This is a genomic window from Arthrobacter agilis (genome assembly GCF_006494655.1).
Taxonomy (GTDB): domain Bacteria; phylum Actinomycetota; class Actinomycetes; order Actinomycetales; family Micrococcaceae; genus Arthrobacter_D; species Arthrobacter_D agilis.
Genome location: NZ_VHIM01000009.1, coordinates 77,283 through 92,578, shown reverse-complemented (window position 1 = coordinate 92,578; position 15,296 = coordinate 77,283). Strand labels below are relative to the sequence as shown.

General features: G+C 68.8%; 14 protein-coding genes, 2 tRNA genes and 1 other RNA gene. 7 read left to right on the top strand and 10 right to left on the bottom strand.

Annotation, left to right across the window (positions count from 1 at the left end; all coding sequences use genetic code 11):
- Positions 1-3: 3 nt before the first annotated feature.
- Positions 4-789, top strand: a complete 786-nt coding sequence (locus tag FJV46_RS13820; RefSeq protein ID WP_140995581.1) for a hypothetical protein — start codon at positions 4-6, stop codon at positions 787-789.
- An 87-nt stretch (positions 790-876) separates the two neighbouring features.
- On the opposite strand, the gene FJV46_RS13815 is transcribed toward FJV46_RS13820, so the two are convergent.
- Both FJV46_RS13815 and rlmN read right to left on the bottom strand, forming a co-directional pair.
- Positions 877-949, bottom strand: a tRNA-Val gene (locus FJV46_RS13815).
- A 99-nt stretch (positions 950-1,048) separates the two neighbouring features.
- Entirely contained in the window at positions 1,049-2,275 is a 1,227-nt protein-coding gene (rlmN, locus tag FJV46_RS13810; RefSeq protein ID WP_232008397.1) for a dual-specificity RNA methyltransferase RlmN, read from the bottom strand.
- Between the two features lie 228 nt (positions 2,276-2,503).
- Here rlmN and gnd point away from each other — a divergent pair, with 228 nt between their 5' ends.
- The gene (gnd, locus tag FJV46_RS13805; RefSeq protein WP_087026599.1) at positions 2,504-3,943 is read left to right on the top strand and encodes an NADP-dependent phosphogluconate dehydrogenase; all 1,440 of its coding nucleotides are present in this window, start codon (positions 2,504-2,506) and stop codon (positions 3,941-3,943) included.
- A gap of 65 nt (positions 3,944-4,008) precedes the next feature.
- Here gnd and epsC read toward each other — a convergent pair whose 3' ends face one another.
- The 3 genes from epsC to msrA all read right to left on the bottom strand — a co-directional run bounded on the left by epsC (position 4,009) and on the right by msrA (position 6,242).
- Entirely contained in the window at positions 4,009-4,596 is a 588-nt protein-coding gene (gene epsC / locus FJV46_RS13800; protein ID WP_087026597.1) for a serine O-acetyltransferase EpsC, read from the bottom strand.
- 62 nt (positions 4,597-4,658) lie between these two features.
- Entirely contained in the window at positions 4,659-5,594 is a 936-nt protein-coding gene (cysK, locus tag FJV46_RS13795; RefSeq protein ID WP_087026595.1) for a cysteine synthase A, read from the bottom strand.
- A 123-nt stretch (positions 5,595-5,717) separates the two neighbouring features.
- A complete protein-coding gene (gene msrA, locus FJV46_RS13790; RefSeq protein WP_087026592.1) occupies positions 5,718-6,242 on the bottom strand; it encodes a peptide-methionine (S)-S-oxide reductase MsrA in 525 nt (174 codons plus the stop codon).
- Positions 6,243-6,348: 106 nt separating this feature from the next.
- Between msrA and FJV46_RS13785 the strand changes: the two genes are divergently transcribed.
- The 3 genes from FJV46_RS13785 (at position 6,349) to FJV46_RS13775 (ending at position 9,099) form a co-directional block, all read left to right on the top strand.
- A complete protein-coding gene (locus tag FJV46_RS13785; RefSeq protein ID WP_087026589.1) occupies positions 6,349-7,284 on the top strand; it encodes a Nif3-like dinuclear metal center hexameric protein in 936 nt (311 codons plus the stop codon).
- 130 nt (positions 7,285-7,414) lie between these two features.
- Positions 7,415-8,164, top strand: a complete 750-nt coding sequence (locus tag FJV46_RS13780) for a zinc ribbon domain-containing protein (protein WP_087026587.1) — start codon at positions 7,415-7,417, stop codon at positions 8,162-8,164.
- Positions 8,161-9,099, top strand: coding sequence for a reverse transcriptase-like protein (locus FJV46_RS13775; protein ID WP_087026585.1), 939 nt, complete (start codon positions 8,161-8,163; stop codon positions 9,097-9,099). The genes FJV46_RS13780 and FJV46_RS13775 overlap by 4 nt, the downstream gene beginning before the upstream one ends.
- A 33-nt stretch (positions 9,100-9,132) precedes the next feature.
- On the opposite strand, the gene FJV46_RS13770 is transcribed toward FJV46_RS13775, so the two are convergent.
- The gene (locus FJV46_RS13770) at positions 9,133-9,894 is read right to left on the bottom strand and encodes a YaaA family protein (RefSeq protein WP_087026582.1); all 762 of its coding nucleotides are present in this window, start codon (positions 9,892-9,894) and stop codon (positions 9,133-9,135) included.
- 114 nt (positions 9,895-10,008) lie between these two features.
- Here FJV46_RS13770 and rnpB point away from each other — a divergent pair.
- Positions 10,009-10,404: RNase P RNA component class A (rnpB, locus tag FJV46_RS13765), an RNA gene on the top strand.
- 565 nt (positions 10,405-10,969) lie between these two features.
- Positions 10,970-12,277 (top strand): MFS transporter, encoded by a 1,308-nt coding sequence (locus tag FJV46_RS13760; RefSeq protein WP_087026579.1) that lies wholly within the window; start codon positions 10,970-10,972, stop codon positions 12,275-12,277.
- 78 nt (positions 12,278-12,355) lie between these two features.
- On the opposite strand, the gene def is transcribed toward FJV46_RS13760, so the two are convergent.
- The 4 genes from def to orn all read right to left on the bottom strand — a co-directional run bounded on the left by def (position 12,356) and on the right by orn (position 15,076).
- Entirely contained in the window at positions 12,356-12,928 is a 573-nt protein-coding gene (gene def, locus FJV46_RS13755) for a peptide deformylase (protein WP_087026576.1), read from the bottom strand.
- Positions 12,929-12,933: 5 nt separating this feature from the next.
- Complete coding sequence (locus tag FJV46_RS13750) at positions 12,934-14,106, bottom strand: acyl-CoA dehydrogenase family protein (protein ID WP_087026573.1); 1,173 nt, start codon at positions 14,104-14,106, stop codon at positions 12,934-12,936.
- A gap of 160 nt (positions 14,107-14,266) precedes the next feature.
- Positions 14,267-14,339: transfer RNA gene (locus FJV46_RS13745), tRNA-His, on the bottom strand.
- A gap of 134 nt (positions 14,340-14,473) precedes the next feature.
- Entirely contained in the window at positions 14,474-15,076 is a 603-nt protein-coding gene (orn, locus tag FJV46_RS13740) for an oligoribonuclease (RefSeq protein WP_087026570.1), read from the bottom strand.
- Between the last annotated feature and the right edge of the window lie 220 nt (positions 15,077-15,296).

The following is a 15,296-nucleotide window of genomic DNA, read 5'->3' as shown; positions in this document are numbered from 1 at the left end:
GGAGTGGCATCGCAGGACGGCGCAGTGCTCGCGTCGGTCGACGACGCGGACGCAGCCCCGGCGGATGCAGCTCCGGCCGAGGTCGCCTCGCGTGGACGGACAGTACCCGCCGCGGTTCGTCAGGCCAGACCGGAGACCGTCCGTGTATCGCCCGTCCCCGTCCCCGATGCACCATCAGCAGCCGTACCCGGTCCGCTCGATCCTGCGGTCGAGGTCGACGTCGATGTCGAGGTCGAGAACACGGCAGGGATGGGCTCAGGCGGAGCGGCGCCGGTGGTCGTGTCGGTCGGCCTGCCTCCCGCCGTCGCGTCCCAGCCCAAGGACAGCGCGGTCACCGCAGGGTCGGTTGTCACTTCCCCGCAGAGTCCGACGGCGACGGTCGGGGCCACCGCCGGTCCGGACCGTACGGGCAGCGGAATGGGCGGCGACCTGCCGCCCGAGGCCCTGCCCAGCCCGCCCTACCCCAAGTGCCCGATTACAGCTGCCGGCCCCTGGTGGACGGACCCCGCCGATCCCTACACCTGCCTTCCCCCGGGCTCGCTGCCCTTCTACGAGCCGACGCCACCGGGGATCGATCCGGGTCTGCTGGAACCGATTTTCGAGGAGCCGGGTGCTCCGAAGGGCTCGCTGCCCTTCCATGAGCCGACGCCGCCGGGCATCGATCCGAGTCTGCTGGAGCCGATCTTCGAGGACCCCGTGCTCTCGGAGCGTGCCTCGGCGGGCGACGAGGATGAAAGCCTAAAGCTGGTCGACGCCGTGGTCGGTGCCGGCGGGGAGAATCAGGGCTAGACCTCTGCGGGGTTCCGGCAGCGACCGGTGTGTCCTGCAACGAGAAGAGGAACCCCGCGGCCACGGGGTTCCTCTTCTCATGCTCGGTGGGTCCTACCGGGATCGAACCGATGACATCCACGGTGTAAACGTGGCGCTCTACCAGCTGAGCTAAAGACCCTTGGCACCTGATGCAGCCATCCGATCAGGGCGGACCCGGCTGCATCACGAGGGTCGACTATACCGGGAGGCCGACCGATCGCGCCAATCAGGGGCGGCGCTATTCACCGGCTGCGAGCTGGCCGCACGCACCGTCGATCTCCTTGCCGCGGGTATCCCGCAGCGTGGTCGGGACGCCCGCCGCACGGAGTCGGTTGATGAACTCCGCCGCGACGCTCTTCTCCGACGCCGTCCAGATGGAGCCCGGGGTGGGGTTGAGGGGGATCGGGTTGACGTGGACCCAGCCACGCCCGCGCTGATTCAACTTCTTGGCCAGCAGGTCGGCGCGCCAGGCGTGATCATTCATGTCCTTGATGAGCGCGTACTCGATGCTCACCCGGCGTCCGGTGGTCCGGTAGTAGTTGTAGGCCGCATCCAGTGCCTCGTCGACCTTCCAGCGGGTGTTGACCGGGATCAGCTCGTCGCGGAGCTCGTCGTCCGGCGCGTGGAGGGACAGGGCGAAGGTCACCGGCAGGGACTCGGCCGCCAGCTTGTTGATGGCGGGAACGAGCCCCACCGTCGAGACCGTGATGTTCCGCGCGGACATGCCGAGGCCCTCGGGGGAGTCGTCGACGAACCGGTGGAGGGCCCCCATGACGCGCTTGTAGTTCGCGAGTGGCTCGCCCATTCCCATGAAGACGATGTTGGTGACGCGATCGGCGTCGTGCCCGCCGTCGGTGCGCAGGTCGCCCAGTGCACCTTCCGCGAGGGCGCGGTTCGCGGCGACCACCTGGTCCACGATCTCGGCCGTCGACATGTTGCGGGTCAGGCCGGCCTGCCCGGTGGCGCAGAACGGGCAGTTCATGCCGCACCCGGCCTGCGAGGACACGCAGAGTGTCACGCGGCCCGGATACCGCATCAGGACGGACTCGACGAGGGCCCCGTCGAACAGCCGCCACAGGAATTTGATGGTGTCCCCGTTGTCCGTCGTCAACCGCTTCACCTCGGTGAGCAGGGGAGGGAACATCGCGGCGACGAGCTCCTCGCGGCCTGCTTTGGGGAGGTCACTCATCGCGGCCGGGTCCGTGGTGTAGTGCGAGAAGTAGTGCGTCGAGAGCTGCTTCGCCCGGAATCCCTGGTGCCCGAGCTCCTTGAGGCGGTCCTGCCGCTCGGCGAGGGTCAGGTCCGCGAGGTGCACAGGCGGCTGGCTGACACGGGGCGACTTGAACTGCAGCAGCGGCCGGCCGTCACTCGCGACGATGGGCTGGGCACCCTCCACTTCGGGCCGCACCTGAGGGCGGGCGGGCGGAAGGGCGGTGGCAGCGGGGGTAACAGTAAGATCGGACATCCGTAGCATTCTTTCACGGATGGCGCCAGCGACCCAGCGGGCGAGCTGTCGGCTCGGACACGTCGCCGGTGAAGCGGATCGCAACAAAAGCCCTTCGCGGCCCCTCCGTGTGGCGGCAGGCGTTCGGACGGTAATAGTGTGAAAGGGACCGGACGGCCCGCGCGGAGACGCGCCGAGTGCCGGACCATGCAGCGTGAGCGCATGCAGCTGACTAACGACGGAGAAACAGTGAGCGCACAGATCGGTGTTACAGGACTGGCAGTGATGGGGGCGAATCTCGCTCGTAATCTTGCTCGGAACGGATACACGGTGGCCCTGCACAACAGGTCCATCGAGAAGACGGACTCGTTGCTGGAGAAGCACGGTGATGATGGTGACTTCATTCGGACGGAGTCGCTGCAGGAGCTCGTGGACGCGCTGGAGAAGCCGCGCCGGGTGCTGATCATGGTGAAGGCCGGCAAGCCCGTGGACTCGGTGATCGACCAGCTGACCCCGCTGCTGGAGCCTGGTGACATCGTGATCGACGGCGGGAACTCGCACTACGAGGACACGCGGCGTCGTGAGGCTGCCCTGTCGAAGCAGGATCTGCACTTCGTGGGCGTCGGTGTCTCGGGCGGCGAGGAGGGCGCGCTGCTGGGTCCGTCGATCATGCCCGGCGGATCCCGCGAGTCCTATGACTCGCTGGGCCCGATGCTGGAGAAGATTTCCGCGAAGTACGACGGGGAGCCGTGCTGCCGGTGGATCGGTACCGACGGCGCCGGGCACTTCGTGAAGATGGTCCACAACGGGATCGAGTACGCCGATATGCAGGTCATCGGTGAGGCGTTCGACCTCCTGCGCTCAGGTGCCGGGATCGAGCCGGCCGAGCAGGCGAAGATCTTCACCGACTGGAACTCCGGGACGCTGTCCTCGTTCCTGATCGAGATCACCGCCGAGGTCCTGGGGCACACCGACGAGCGCACGGGCAAGCCGTTCGTGGACGTCGTCGTCGACGCAGCCGGGCAGAAGGGCACCGGACGGTGGACGGTCGTCTCCGCGCTGGAGCTGGGGAGTCCGACGTCGGGCATCGCGGAGTCCGTGTTCGCGCGCGCGCTGTCCTCGCAGACCGATCAGCGGGCCCTGGCGCAGGAGATCCTGCAGGGCCACGAGGGTACGGTCGAACTCCCGGACACGTTCGTCGAGGACGTCCGGTTGGCACTGTATGCCTCGAAGCTCGTGAGCTACGCGCAGGGCATCGACATGCTCACAGCGGCAGCGAAGGAGTACGGGTGGGAGCTCAAGCTCGACGAGATCGCCTCGCTGTGGCGGGCGGGCTGCATCATCCGGGCGGAACTGCTCGACGACATCATGAAGGCCTACGCCGTGGCCGACGAGCGTCCGGCGAACCTGCTGCTCGCACCGGCGTTCGCGGAGGCCATCGCCGGTGCCGTGCCGGCCTGGCGGCGTGTCGTGGCGACCGCCGTCCAGCTCGGCATCCCGGTGCCGGTGTTCTCGGCGTCGCTCGCGTACTACGACGGGCTGCGCCGTCCGCGCCTGCCGGCCGCGCTCACCCAGGGCCTGCGTGACCTGTTCGGCGCACACACCTACAACCGTGTCGACACCGAGGGCACGTTCCACACCCTCTGGGGCGAGGACAAGTCGGAGATCGAAGCCGTCGACACCCACTGACGCACGCTGGAACGCACGAAGCCCCGGACCGCGGTCCGGGGCTTCGTGCGTTCGTGCCCGCCGGGTCAGATGTAGATGGCGGGATCCACGTACTCGGCCGGATCGACCGCGGGCTGCGTCTCGCGCCGCGAGTCCCGGTGCCGGAACGTCGCCGGGATGCCCGTGACGATCGAGTCCGGTGGGGTGTCCTTGACGACGACGGCGTTGGCGCCCACCGCACTGCCGGCACCGATGGTGATGGGACCGAGGACCTTCGCGCCGGCGCCGATGGTGACGCGGTCGCCGATGGTCGGGTGCCGCTTCACCTTCTCGAGCGATCGACCGCCGAGGGTGACGCCCTGGTAGAGCATCACGTCGTCGCCGATCTCGGCCGTGCTCCCGATCACGATCCCCATGCCGTGGTCGATGAAGAACCGGCGGCCGATGGTCGCGGCCGGATGGATCTCCACCCCCGTGAGCGCCCGGGCGAGCTGGGCGAGGGCACGCGCCGGAAACCGGAGATTCTCGTTGCGCCACATCCGGTGCGTCAGGCGATGCACCCAGATGGCGTGCAGGCCCGAGTAGACCACCGTGGTCTCGAGTGACCCGCGGGCCGCAGGGTCATGGGTGCGCGCGGTCCCGAGGTCCTCGCGCAGTCGTTCTAGGAAGCTCACCGGTCACCTTCGCATGATTCGTGGTCGCTGTTCGTGCCGGACATCCGGCCGGCCGGGTCCGGTCAGCCGCGGATGTCGTCGAAGAGCACCGTGGAGATGTACCGCTCGCCGAAATCGCAGACGATGGCCACGATGAGCTTACCGGCGTTCTCCGGTCGCTTCGCGAGCTCGAGTGCTGCCCACACGATGGCCCCGGAGGAGATGCCGCCCAGGATTCCCTCCTGGGTGCCGAGCGCACGCGCCACACGCACGGAATCCTCGACCGTGGCGTCGAACACCTCGTCGTACGCGTCACGGTCGAGATTCTCGGGGATGAAGTTGGCGCCGAGGCCCTGGATCTTGTGCGGTCCCGGAGCCCCGCCGTTCAGGATGGGCGAGTCGGCGGGCTCGACGGCGACGATCTGCACGCCGGGCTTGCGGTTCTTGAGGACCTGTCCGACACCCGTGATCGTGCCCCCCGTGCCCACGCCCGCCACGAAAATGTCCACCGCTCCATCCGTGTCCTCCCAGACTTCCTCCGCCGTCGTCGCCCGATGGATGGCCGGGTTTGCCGCGTTGGCGAACTGCTGGGCCCAGATGGCGTTCTCCGTCGAGGCGACGATGTCCTTGGCGCGTTCGACGGCTCCCCGCATGCCCTCCGAGCCCGGGGTCAGAACGATCTCCGCGCCGTAGGCCCGCAGCATGACGCGGCGCTCGGTGGACATTGTCTCCGGCATGGTGAGGATGACCTTGTAGCCGCGTGCTGCACCGACCATCGCGAGCGCGATCCCCGTGTTGCCGGAGGTGCCCTCGACGATCGTTCCGCCGGGCAGGAGCGCGCCGGCCTTCTCCGCGGCGTCGATGATCGCCACGCCGATCCGGTCCTTCACGCTGTTGGCCGGATTGTAGAACTCGAGCTTGACGGCGACCTGCGCGTCGAGACCCTCGGTCAGGCGATTGAGGCGGACGAGGGGCGTGCGACCGACCAGTTGGGTGACGTCGTCGTAGATCTTTGCCATGCGGGGGCCTGCCTGTTCGGGAGTCGGAGGATATCAGCGGTCTGGCGCGTGCTCGTGCGGCGCGGGGCCCGGAAGCCGCCGCGGCCGGACGGCGGTCAGTTTAACGGCCGGGCGTCCGCAGGCCTATGCCGCGAGCCACTGGGAGTAATATTTGCGGGCTTTGGAGAGCTTCGGATTGATGATCACCTGGCAGTACCCCTGCTCCGGGTGCTTCGCGTAGTAGTTCTGGTGCCAGTCCTCGGCGACATGGAAATCGGGCAGCCTGCTGACCTCGGTCACGATCGGGTTCTTCCAGTTCTCCTGGTTGCGCGCGATCGCGTCCTCGAAGAGCGCCTGCTGCTCTGCATCCTGGTAGTACATGACGCTGCGGTACTGGGTGCCGACGTCGTAGCCCTGCCGGTTGAGGGTGGTCGGATCGTGGGACACGAAGAACATGTCCAGGATGACGTCCTCCGGGATCACCGTCTCGTCGAAGCTCACCGCGACGACCTCCGCATGACCCGTCATGCCCGAGCACACGGAGTCGTAGTCGGGGTGTCGCGTGTGACCGCCGGTGTAACCGGACACCACCTCCGTCACGCCGCGGGTCTTCTGGTACAGGGCGTCGAGGCACCAGAAGCAGCCTCCTCCAAGCACGAATGTCTTCATGACTGTGTCAATGCGCGGCACCCGTCGAAGATTCCCGGGCCGGATCAGCCGGCAGCGAAGCCGCTCCGACTTGGAGCCGCGATCCGACGGCGGTATGACTGGTGTCATGGATGACAACGGGCACGACGCCGGTACGACCCCCAGCGCCTCCGAGGACACCGATAGGCCGGCGGTAGGTCGGTTCGCCGGGTCGGACGACCAGAAGGAACCCACCGTGGCGGACGTGCTCGCCGCGGTCGAGGAACTGTGGCCGGAGAGTCTGGCCGAGGGGTGGGACGCCGTCGGGCTGGTCGCCGGGCGATCCACCACGCGGGTGCCGAGGATCCTCTTTGCCGTCGATCCCACTGCTGCGGTCCTCGACGAGGCCCTCGAGTGGGGCGCGGCGATGATCGTCTCCCACCACCCCCTCCTGCTGAAGCCGGTGTCGTCGGTCGCGGCCTCGGGGTTCAAGGGCGAGGTGCTGCATCGGCTCATCGAGTCCGGCTGCGCCCTCGTCACGGTCCATACGAACGGTGACAGCGCCGTCGGCGGCGTCTCCGATGTCCTCGCGGACGCCCTGGGACTGCGGGACGTGCGGCCACTCGCTGAGGCGGCGAACGGACTGCCGGAGGAAGGTATCGGACGCGTCGGGGACCTCGAGACCGCCGTGCCCCTCGGGGCCTTCGCCGAGGCGGTCTTCTCGATCCTCCCCGCGGTGGCCGGGGGAGTGCGGGTCGCGGGGGACAGGGACGCCCTGGTGCGGAGGATCGCCGTGTGCGGGGGCGCGGGCGATTCCCTCCTCGGGCGCGTCCGGGCCAGCCGGGCCGACGTCTTCGTCACGGCCGACCTGCGTCACCATCCGGCGCTGGAGGCGCGGGAAGCCGCGGGACAGGCCGGCCCATTCCTGATCGACGTGTCCCACTTCGGCAGCGAATGGCTGTGGCTCACGCCGGCCGCGGACGCCCTCGGGAACGTCCTGGCCGATCACGGGTTCACCACTGACATCAGGGTCAGCGGAGTCAATACGGATCCCTGGGACTTCGTCCTCACACCGGGGCGCTGACCACCGCGCCCGGGATGGCGAGGCGGGCGGGTCCTGTCCGGCCGGGTGGCCTAGGCTTGAACGACCCTGCTCCCGCGCACTGCTGTCCCCGCCCCATCTGTCCGTCCCGTTCCCATCCTGGAGGTTTACCGTGGCCAAGGCTGCACCCGAGGAACAACTCCGCCTGCTCGATCTGCAGGCCCTCGACTCGTCCCTGAACAAGCTCGTCCGGCAGGCGTCCGCTGCCCGAAGCAACCCGGAGCTCGCCGTGCTGGCGTCCCGGGTCGCCGAGGTCGACGCGGAGCTGGTCCGGGCGACGACGGTGCTGGGGGATCTCGAACGCGAACTCACGAAGGCGGAGGACGAGGTGCAGTCCGTGGTCACGCGTCTCGAGCGTGACGAGAAGCGGCTGAACAGCGGCACCGGGACGTCCAAGGACCTGACGGCGCTCCAGCACGAGGTCGGGTCCCTCACCAAGCGTCGGTCCGATCTCGAGGACGTGGAACTCGACGTCATGGAGCGCGTCGAGACCGCGCGGGGTGTTCGGGCGGAGGTCCAGGGCCGCACCAGTGGTGTCCGCGACGAACTCCGGGCCCTCGAGGAGGCGCGCGACGCCGAGCTCGCGGATATCGAGGCTCAGCGGATCGGCGTGCAGGCGAAGCGGGACGACCTCGCAGCCACCTTCGATGCCCCGCTCCTGGCGATCTACGAGCGGATCCTCGCGCGCCGGGGGGTCGGTGCGGCCCGTCTGTTCAACGGGAAGTCCGAGGGTTCCGGCATGCAGCTGAGCCCGGGTGACCTGGCCGACATCGCCGGGGCCGCGGCAGACGACATCGTGCTCTGCCCCGACTCCGGGTGCATCCTGGTCCGGTCCGAGGACTGGGGGAACCAGCAGTCGTGACTGATCAGCAACTCTTCGACCCGCATGCCTCGGACCGGACGGCCGGGCCCGGCGCGGACGGGGCACCGCAGCGCCTGATCGTCGAGGCCGACGGCGGTTCCCGGGGTAATCCCGGCCACGCCGGGTACGGTGCGCTCGTCCGGGACCCCGACACGGGGCGGATACTGGTGGAGAAAGCCGCCTATATCGGCAAGGCGTCGAACAATGTGGCCGAGTACTCGGGCCTCGTGTCGGGGCTGGAGCTCGCCCGTGAGATCAACCCGGAGGCATCGGTCCACGTGAAGATGGACTCCAAGCTGGTGGTGGAGCAGATGTCCGGCCGGTGGCAGATCAAGCATGCGGACATGCGCGTCCTCGCCGGCAAGGCACGCACGGTGATGAACCCCCGCCAGGTGACCTACGAATGGATTCCGCGCGAACGCAACAAGGACGCCGACCGGCTCTCGAACGAGGCCATGGACGCCGGGATGGCAGGCGTCCCGTGGAAACCGCGCGCCGCGGAGAAGGAAGCGGTCCCGGTTGCCGCGCCCGCGGAGACGCCACGCCCGGCGGGGCAGCTGCACCATGTGGAGGTGTGGACCGCTGATCTGCCGTCCGCCGTCTCGAGCCTCGGCTGGCTGCTGGAGCGCCTGGGCTTCCCGCGACGGGAAGAGTGGAAGCACGGCGTCAGCTACGGTTCCGAGACGTTCTACATCGTGCTGGAGAGCGGCCCTGATGTCACGGGAAGCGTCCATGAGCGGCGGCGGCCGGGCGTCAACCACCTGGCCTTCCGTGCCGGGTCCCGCGCCGACGTCGATCTCCTTGCCCGCCGGGCGGTCAGCCACGGCTGGAGCCTGATGTTCAGGGACGCACACCCCTACGCGGGCGGCCCCGAGCACTACGCGGCCTACCTCGAGAACGCGGAGGGGTTCGAGATCGAGCTGGTGGCGTCCTAGCGCGATACACCTGGACCGTTCCGCTCGCCGCGGTCAGTCCAGCAGGATGGTGAGCTGGGCAGGTTTCCTCGCGGTGGCCGGCTCGAGTTCCGCGGTCCACTTCTCCCGGGTGGCGCGGAGCAGCGCCTCAGGCGTCTCGGGCGCCGTTCCACGGCGGACGAGCAGGTGCCGCGCCAGCTCGCCGCGGGTGTGCTTGGCGAAGTGCGAGACGACGGTCCGGACTCCGTTGCGGACCTGGACCACGTGAACCGCGGCGGTCTGTTCCGGCGGCGGCGCCCACGCGGCGGCGTAGGTGCTCGAGCGGCAGTCGACGATCAGATCCCGGCCGGCGTGGTCAGCCAGGGGGCCGGCGAGGTGCTTCTTCCAGTACCCTGCGAGCCGGCCGATCTCCGGGAGGGCCACGGACATCGAGAGACGGTAGGCCGGTATCGGGTCGCCGAAGCCGATGGCTCCCCACAATCCGGACACGACGACGCAGTGGTCCCTCGCCTTCCGTTTCTGCACCGGCGTCATCCGGGCGAAGCCCAGGGCGTCGTAGAGCACTCCGGAATAGATATCGTGTGCGGGCGCGGAGGGAGCTTCCTCGAGCACGAGGTTCTGTCGTACGTCCTCGATGAGCGAGGCTCCCACACCGAGGACCCCGAGGGCGTCATCCGTGGCGCTCACGGTCCGGAGGGCGCGCAGCACCGCTCTGCGGGCAGGGTTGAGCTCCGGGAAGTGAAGGTCCTCGATGGCCAGCGGGTCTCCCCGGCGAGCGGCGGACTTGCCTTCGGACGGGGGAAGCAGGATCAGCACCGATCAACCGTATACGACGTCGAGGGTAGGGACCGTGGGCGGGCGACGCCGGCCGGCCGGCCGACGCCGATGCTGCACCGGGGACGAGGGGAGCGGGCCTAGACTGGAGGTGGATGGGTCGACCAGGCGGCCGCGTTGGAGGTGCCCACGGGCTGCTCCACCGAGGAACGTCCGGGCTCCGCAGGGCAGGGTGGTGGGTAACGCCCACTCGGGGTAACCCGCAGGCCAGTGCCACAGAAAAGAGACCGCTTCCCTTTCCGGTCCAGGCCGGAGGGAAGTAAGGGTGAAAAGGCGGTGTAAGAGACCACCAGCGCATCGGGTGACCGATGCGGCTCGGTAAACCCCACCCGGAGCAAGGCCAGACAGTGCGCGTGATCAGGGCTGCCCGCCCGAGTGCACGGGTAGGCCGCTGGAGGGCGTCGGCAACGGCGTTCGTAGATGGATGGCCGCCACTTGCACGATGGCGACGTCGTGCGATGACAGAACCCGGCGTATCGGTCGACCCATCCCTCGACCACCCCACCTGCTGGCGCTGCCGTCAAGGGCGACCCGCGCGCGGCGCGTCATACGTTGTCCAGCGCCGGTGATGGGCCTAATCTGTGAAAGCCGCCGTGGGTCTCGTACGCAAGCGCGACGGTGAGAACGGGTCGGCCCACAGCTGGGGCTTTCGGGGCTGGCCCGTTCGTCTGCCCCGAAGCTCGCAGAGGACGTACGGTCGATGACGGCCGCATGCCGCCGGTCTGGTCACCACGGAGGGGGTGAACGGCCCCCGCCCGGTCTCAAGAGGCAGGGGCCGCCGGCGTCTATAGCCGCCTCGGAAGGAGTCCACGGCGATGCCGCTGGGGGAACGACCGCCGGACTTCCTTCCATATCCAATGATCCGCCTCCCCGCGAGGTGCGGCAATCCGCGCAGGCCGGATCAGCCAACGGTGAAACCGGGAACTTTGTCGGGCCGCCGCCGTGCGACCGAGGATTATCAGCGGAGCCTCCCCGATCGTCAAGGCCCGGCGAACTGCTCTGCGGCGCGCACCCGAAGCGCCCGATCATGTATCGCCCGCTCCGTTAGGGTGATCTGATGAGCGACGGGGGCGGTGGGGGACAGCACCTGCTGAGGCGTAACAGCAATTTCCGCGCCCTCCTGGTCTCGAGCACCTCAGGAGTCCTCGGGAACGCCGTCGCCGCCGTGGCCCTGCCGATCATCGCGGCCGTGGAACTCCAAGCGAGCAACTTCGAGGTCGCTGCGCTCGCGGGCATGACCTTCCTGCCCTGGCTGGTCCTGGGACTCGTCATCGGGGTGTGGGTGGACCGTCTGCCCCGGAAACCCGTGATGATGAGCGCGCTGCTCGTGCGTGTCGTCGTCCTCGGGCTCCTGCCCCTCGGCTATTGGCTCGGTTTCCTGAGCACGCCACTGCTGTTCGCCACGGCCTTCGTCGCCGGGACGGCGTCGGTCTTCTTCCAGCTGGCGGACGCCGCACTGGTCCAACAGGCCGTGACACCGGATGAACTCATCGAGGGCAACGGGTTGATCACCGGTTCGGGCGCTGCGGCGGATGCCGCCGGACGGGCAGCAGCAGGATGGCTCACGACCATCGCCGGGGCGTCGAACACGCTGCTGGTCCAGCTGGGCGCGTTCATCGTGTCCCTCGTGGCCGTGCAGCGCCTCGACGTCCGCGAAGTCGTGGCGCCGCCGAGCAGGCAACCGATCCTGCGCGAGATGGCGGACGGCCTGCGCTACACCTTCAGTACGGCGCCGCTGCGCGCCCTGCTGTTCAACGCCGCGCTGTGGAACCTGGGCGGCAACATCGCCGCGTCACTTCTCGTACTGCTGGTGCTCAGATCAGTCGGTGAATCGGAGGTGTGGCTCGGGATGCTGCTCGCTGCGGCCTCGCTGGGCGGAGCCGTGGGCGGGATCACCGCCCAGTCGATGGGCGACCGCTTCGGGACCGGGCCGCTCTGGCGCTGGTCCATGGTGCCGGGCGTGCTCGGCTACGCCAGCCTCCTGCTGCTGTCGCCGGGCTGGGGCATGCTCTGGGGCGTCGCCGGCATGTTCGTCATGGGGGCCAGCGTGTCCTGGAACATCGTGGTCGGGTCGAGCTTCCGGCAACGCGTCTGCCCTCCGGGGATGATGGGCAGGCTGGGCGCCGCGTCACGGACGGTGAGCTGGGGAATGCTCGCCCTCGCCAGCCTCGCCGCAGGGATCCTCGCGGAGACCATCGGCATCCGCGCGGGCGTGCTGACCGGCGTCGTCATCGCGTGCATGGCACCCCTGGTCGCACTGCTCGGCCCGCTGAGGGGCATCAGGCGCCTGGAGGACCTTGCCTCGGCTCCCACATCCGAGCTGGACGACGGCGTGCCGAGCGCCGCGCCGCGGGATGCCGCTTAAGGCAGATCCGGCAGGACCTCGACGATCCCCGCGATTCCTGGGGCCCGATCCGCGCTATCAGAGGGGGCGGGGCGCCCCTCAGTGCCCGAAAGGGTCGGGGTCGACGCCGGGCATCCACGTCAGTCCCGGAACTCCCCACCCGTTGTTCTTCGTGGCTTTCTTCGCCCGGCGGGCATGCTTCGCATTCAGGCGGTCGACGTACAGCTTCCCGTCCAGGTGGTCGTACTCGTGCTGCATGCACCGGGCGAACCACCCGGTGGCCTCGAACTCGACCGGAGCGCCGTCGCCGTCGAACCCGGAGACGCGGGCCCATTCGGCCCGCTTCAGCGGGAAGGCCTCGCCCGGAACGGAGAGGCAGCCCTCGGCTTCCTCGTCCGGGTCGGGATCGGCGCCAGGAACCTTCGAGGTGACGAGCGTCGGATTGACGAGTACGCCGCGGGCTGGGACGTCGTCGTCGTTCTCCATGCCGTACACGAAGATGCGAAGTCCCACCCCGATCTGCGGTGCGGCGAGACCCACCCCGTTCGCGGTGTCCATCGTCTCGAACATGTCGGCGATCAACGCGCGGAGTTCGTCGTCGAACGCCTCGACGGGCTGTGCGCGCCGGTGCAGGACCGGTTCGCCGGTGATCGTGATGGGATGGACGGTCATGGGCTCTACCTCTTCTGTGCGGCGCGGTCCGCGATGGAGCGGCCGATGGACTCACGCATGATCTCGCTCGTACCGCCGAAGATGGTCAGCAACCGTGCGGCCAGGAAGGCCTGCGAGACGGGATACTCGAGGATGTACCCGTACCCGCCGTGCAGCTGCAGGCACCGGTCGGTGACGGACTTCGCGCGTTCGCTCGCCCAGAGCTTTGCCTGTGCGGCCGCCGTCGGCGTCAGGGCGCCCGCGTTGAAGGCGAGGACGGCCTGGTCGACGAACGCCTCCGTGACCTGTACTTCGGTCAGGAGATCCGCGAGGACGTGGCGCGTCGCCTGGAAGTCGAGGACCCGCTCGCCGAAGGCGCTGCGCTCCGTCACGTACCTGACCGTCTGCTCGTAGGTTGCCCGGGCGAGTGCCGCTGCCGCCACTGCAATGCCGAGCCGCCCCTGGGGGATCTGCTCGAGGCTGTACCGCAGGCCCTGGCCCACCTCGCCGACGAGGTCGGTGCCCGGCACGCGCACGTTGTCGAAGAACAGTTCGGCGGTGTCCGAGGCGTGGAAGCCCATCTTGTCCAGCTGGCGTCCGGGCGTGTAGCCCTCACCCCTGCGCACCATGAAGAGGGAGAAGGCATCACTGGCGCCGCGTCCGGAGCTGCCGTCCGTGCGGGCGAGGACGAGGGACGCGTCGCCACTGATCCCGTTGCCGATGAACACCTTCTGGCCGCTGATGAGCCAGTCGTCGCCGTCGCGCACGGCCTTGGTACGGATGCCTCGCAGGTCGCTGCCCGCTCCCGGCTCGGTCCAGGCGCACGAGGTCACGATCTCCCCGGACACCATGCCAGGAAGCCAGCGTTCCTTCAGGTCGTCGGAGCCGTGCGCGAGCACGTGGGGCAGCACGAGATCATCGTGCAGGTGGAAGGCGAGCCCCACGGAGAGATGGTTGCTGCGAGCGAACTCCTCGTCGAGGACGGCGCGGAAGCGGTAGTCCGGCATGCCGGCTCCGCCGAATTCCTCCGGGACAGCGAGTCCGAGCAGGCCCTGCTCGCCCGCGGCGGTCCAGACGGAGCGGTCCATCATGTGCTGCCTGTCCCAGGCGGCGTAGTGGGGGGCGACGGCGCGCTCGTTGAACTCGCGGGCGACGTCGCGGAAGAGCTCGTGATCCTCGTCGAACACTGTGCGTTCCATGGTGGGGTCCTTCGGTGCTCTCGGCCTTCGCGCGAGCAGGCCGTCGTGGACTGCGGCGCGGAAGGCGTGGGCGTGGGCGTGCTGGGGCCGGAAATGCGGATGCCGCCCCGGACGATCTCCGGGACGGCATCCGTGGTCAGGACCGATCCTGACAACTGAGGGTGAGTAACGGGGGTTGAACCCGCGACCTCCTGGACCACAACCAGGCGCTCTGCCAACTGAGCTATACCCACCATGTGCTTCGCTGTCGGCCCGGCGGCTGTACCGGTCCGGGCTGTCTACGAAAGGCAGCGGATACAAGTTTACACACTTTTCGTGGTGCCCCTGACAGCGGCGCCCAGGCGTCCGTCCCGCTGCCCGCGGAACGTCAGCCGGTGACCGTCCGGGCTATCTCCTTGCTCGTCGCCGAGTCGGGTCCGGGTGCCGGGACGAACACGGCGGCCCGGTAGTACTGCAGTTCGCGGATGGAATCCTCGATGTCCCCGAGCGCCCGGTGCCCACCGGTCTTCGCCGGTGCCTGGAAATAGGCACGCGTGTACCAGCGACGCGCGAGCTCCTTGATCGTCGAGACGTCGATGATCCGGTAGTGCAGGTGATCGACGACGCTGGGCATGTCGCGGACCAGGAACGTGCGGTCGGTGCCCACCGAGTTGCCGGCCAGCTGGGCCTTGCGCGGTTCCGGGACCAGGCCGCGGATGTACTCGAGGACCTGGTGCTCGGCATCCGCCAGGGACATACCGCCGTCGAGCTCGTCGAGCAGCCCGGACTTCGTATGCATGTCCCGCACGAAGTCACCCATCTGGCCCAACGCCTCGGGTGAGGGCTTGATGACGACGTCGAGGCCTTCACCGAGCACGTTGAGCTCGGCATCGGTCACCAGCACGGCGACTTCGATCAGGGCGTCATGGGTGAGGTCCAGCCCCGTCATCTCGCAGTCGATCCAGACGATGCGTTCATTCGATATCGGCATCCGACCAATGTACCGTCCGGCGCGTGCGCCTCCGTGCGGAGTGCGCCGTCAGCCCGACCCACCCGGCGCAGTGTCACTCGACCGGCGGCAACGACGTCCTCCCGCCGTCCCGCGCCGCCCGATGCTAATATTCGTACAGTTCGCTCAGGGCTGCGGGGGATCTGGGTCATCCTGCTGCTTCCGGCGCGGGCACCGTTCCGCGGCGAGCCGGGCGACCGCC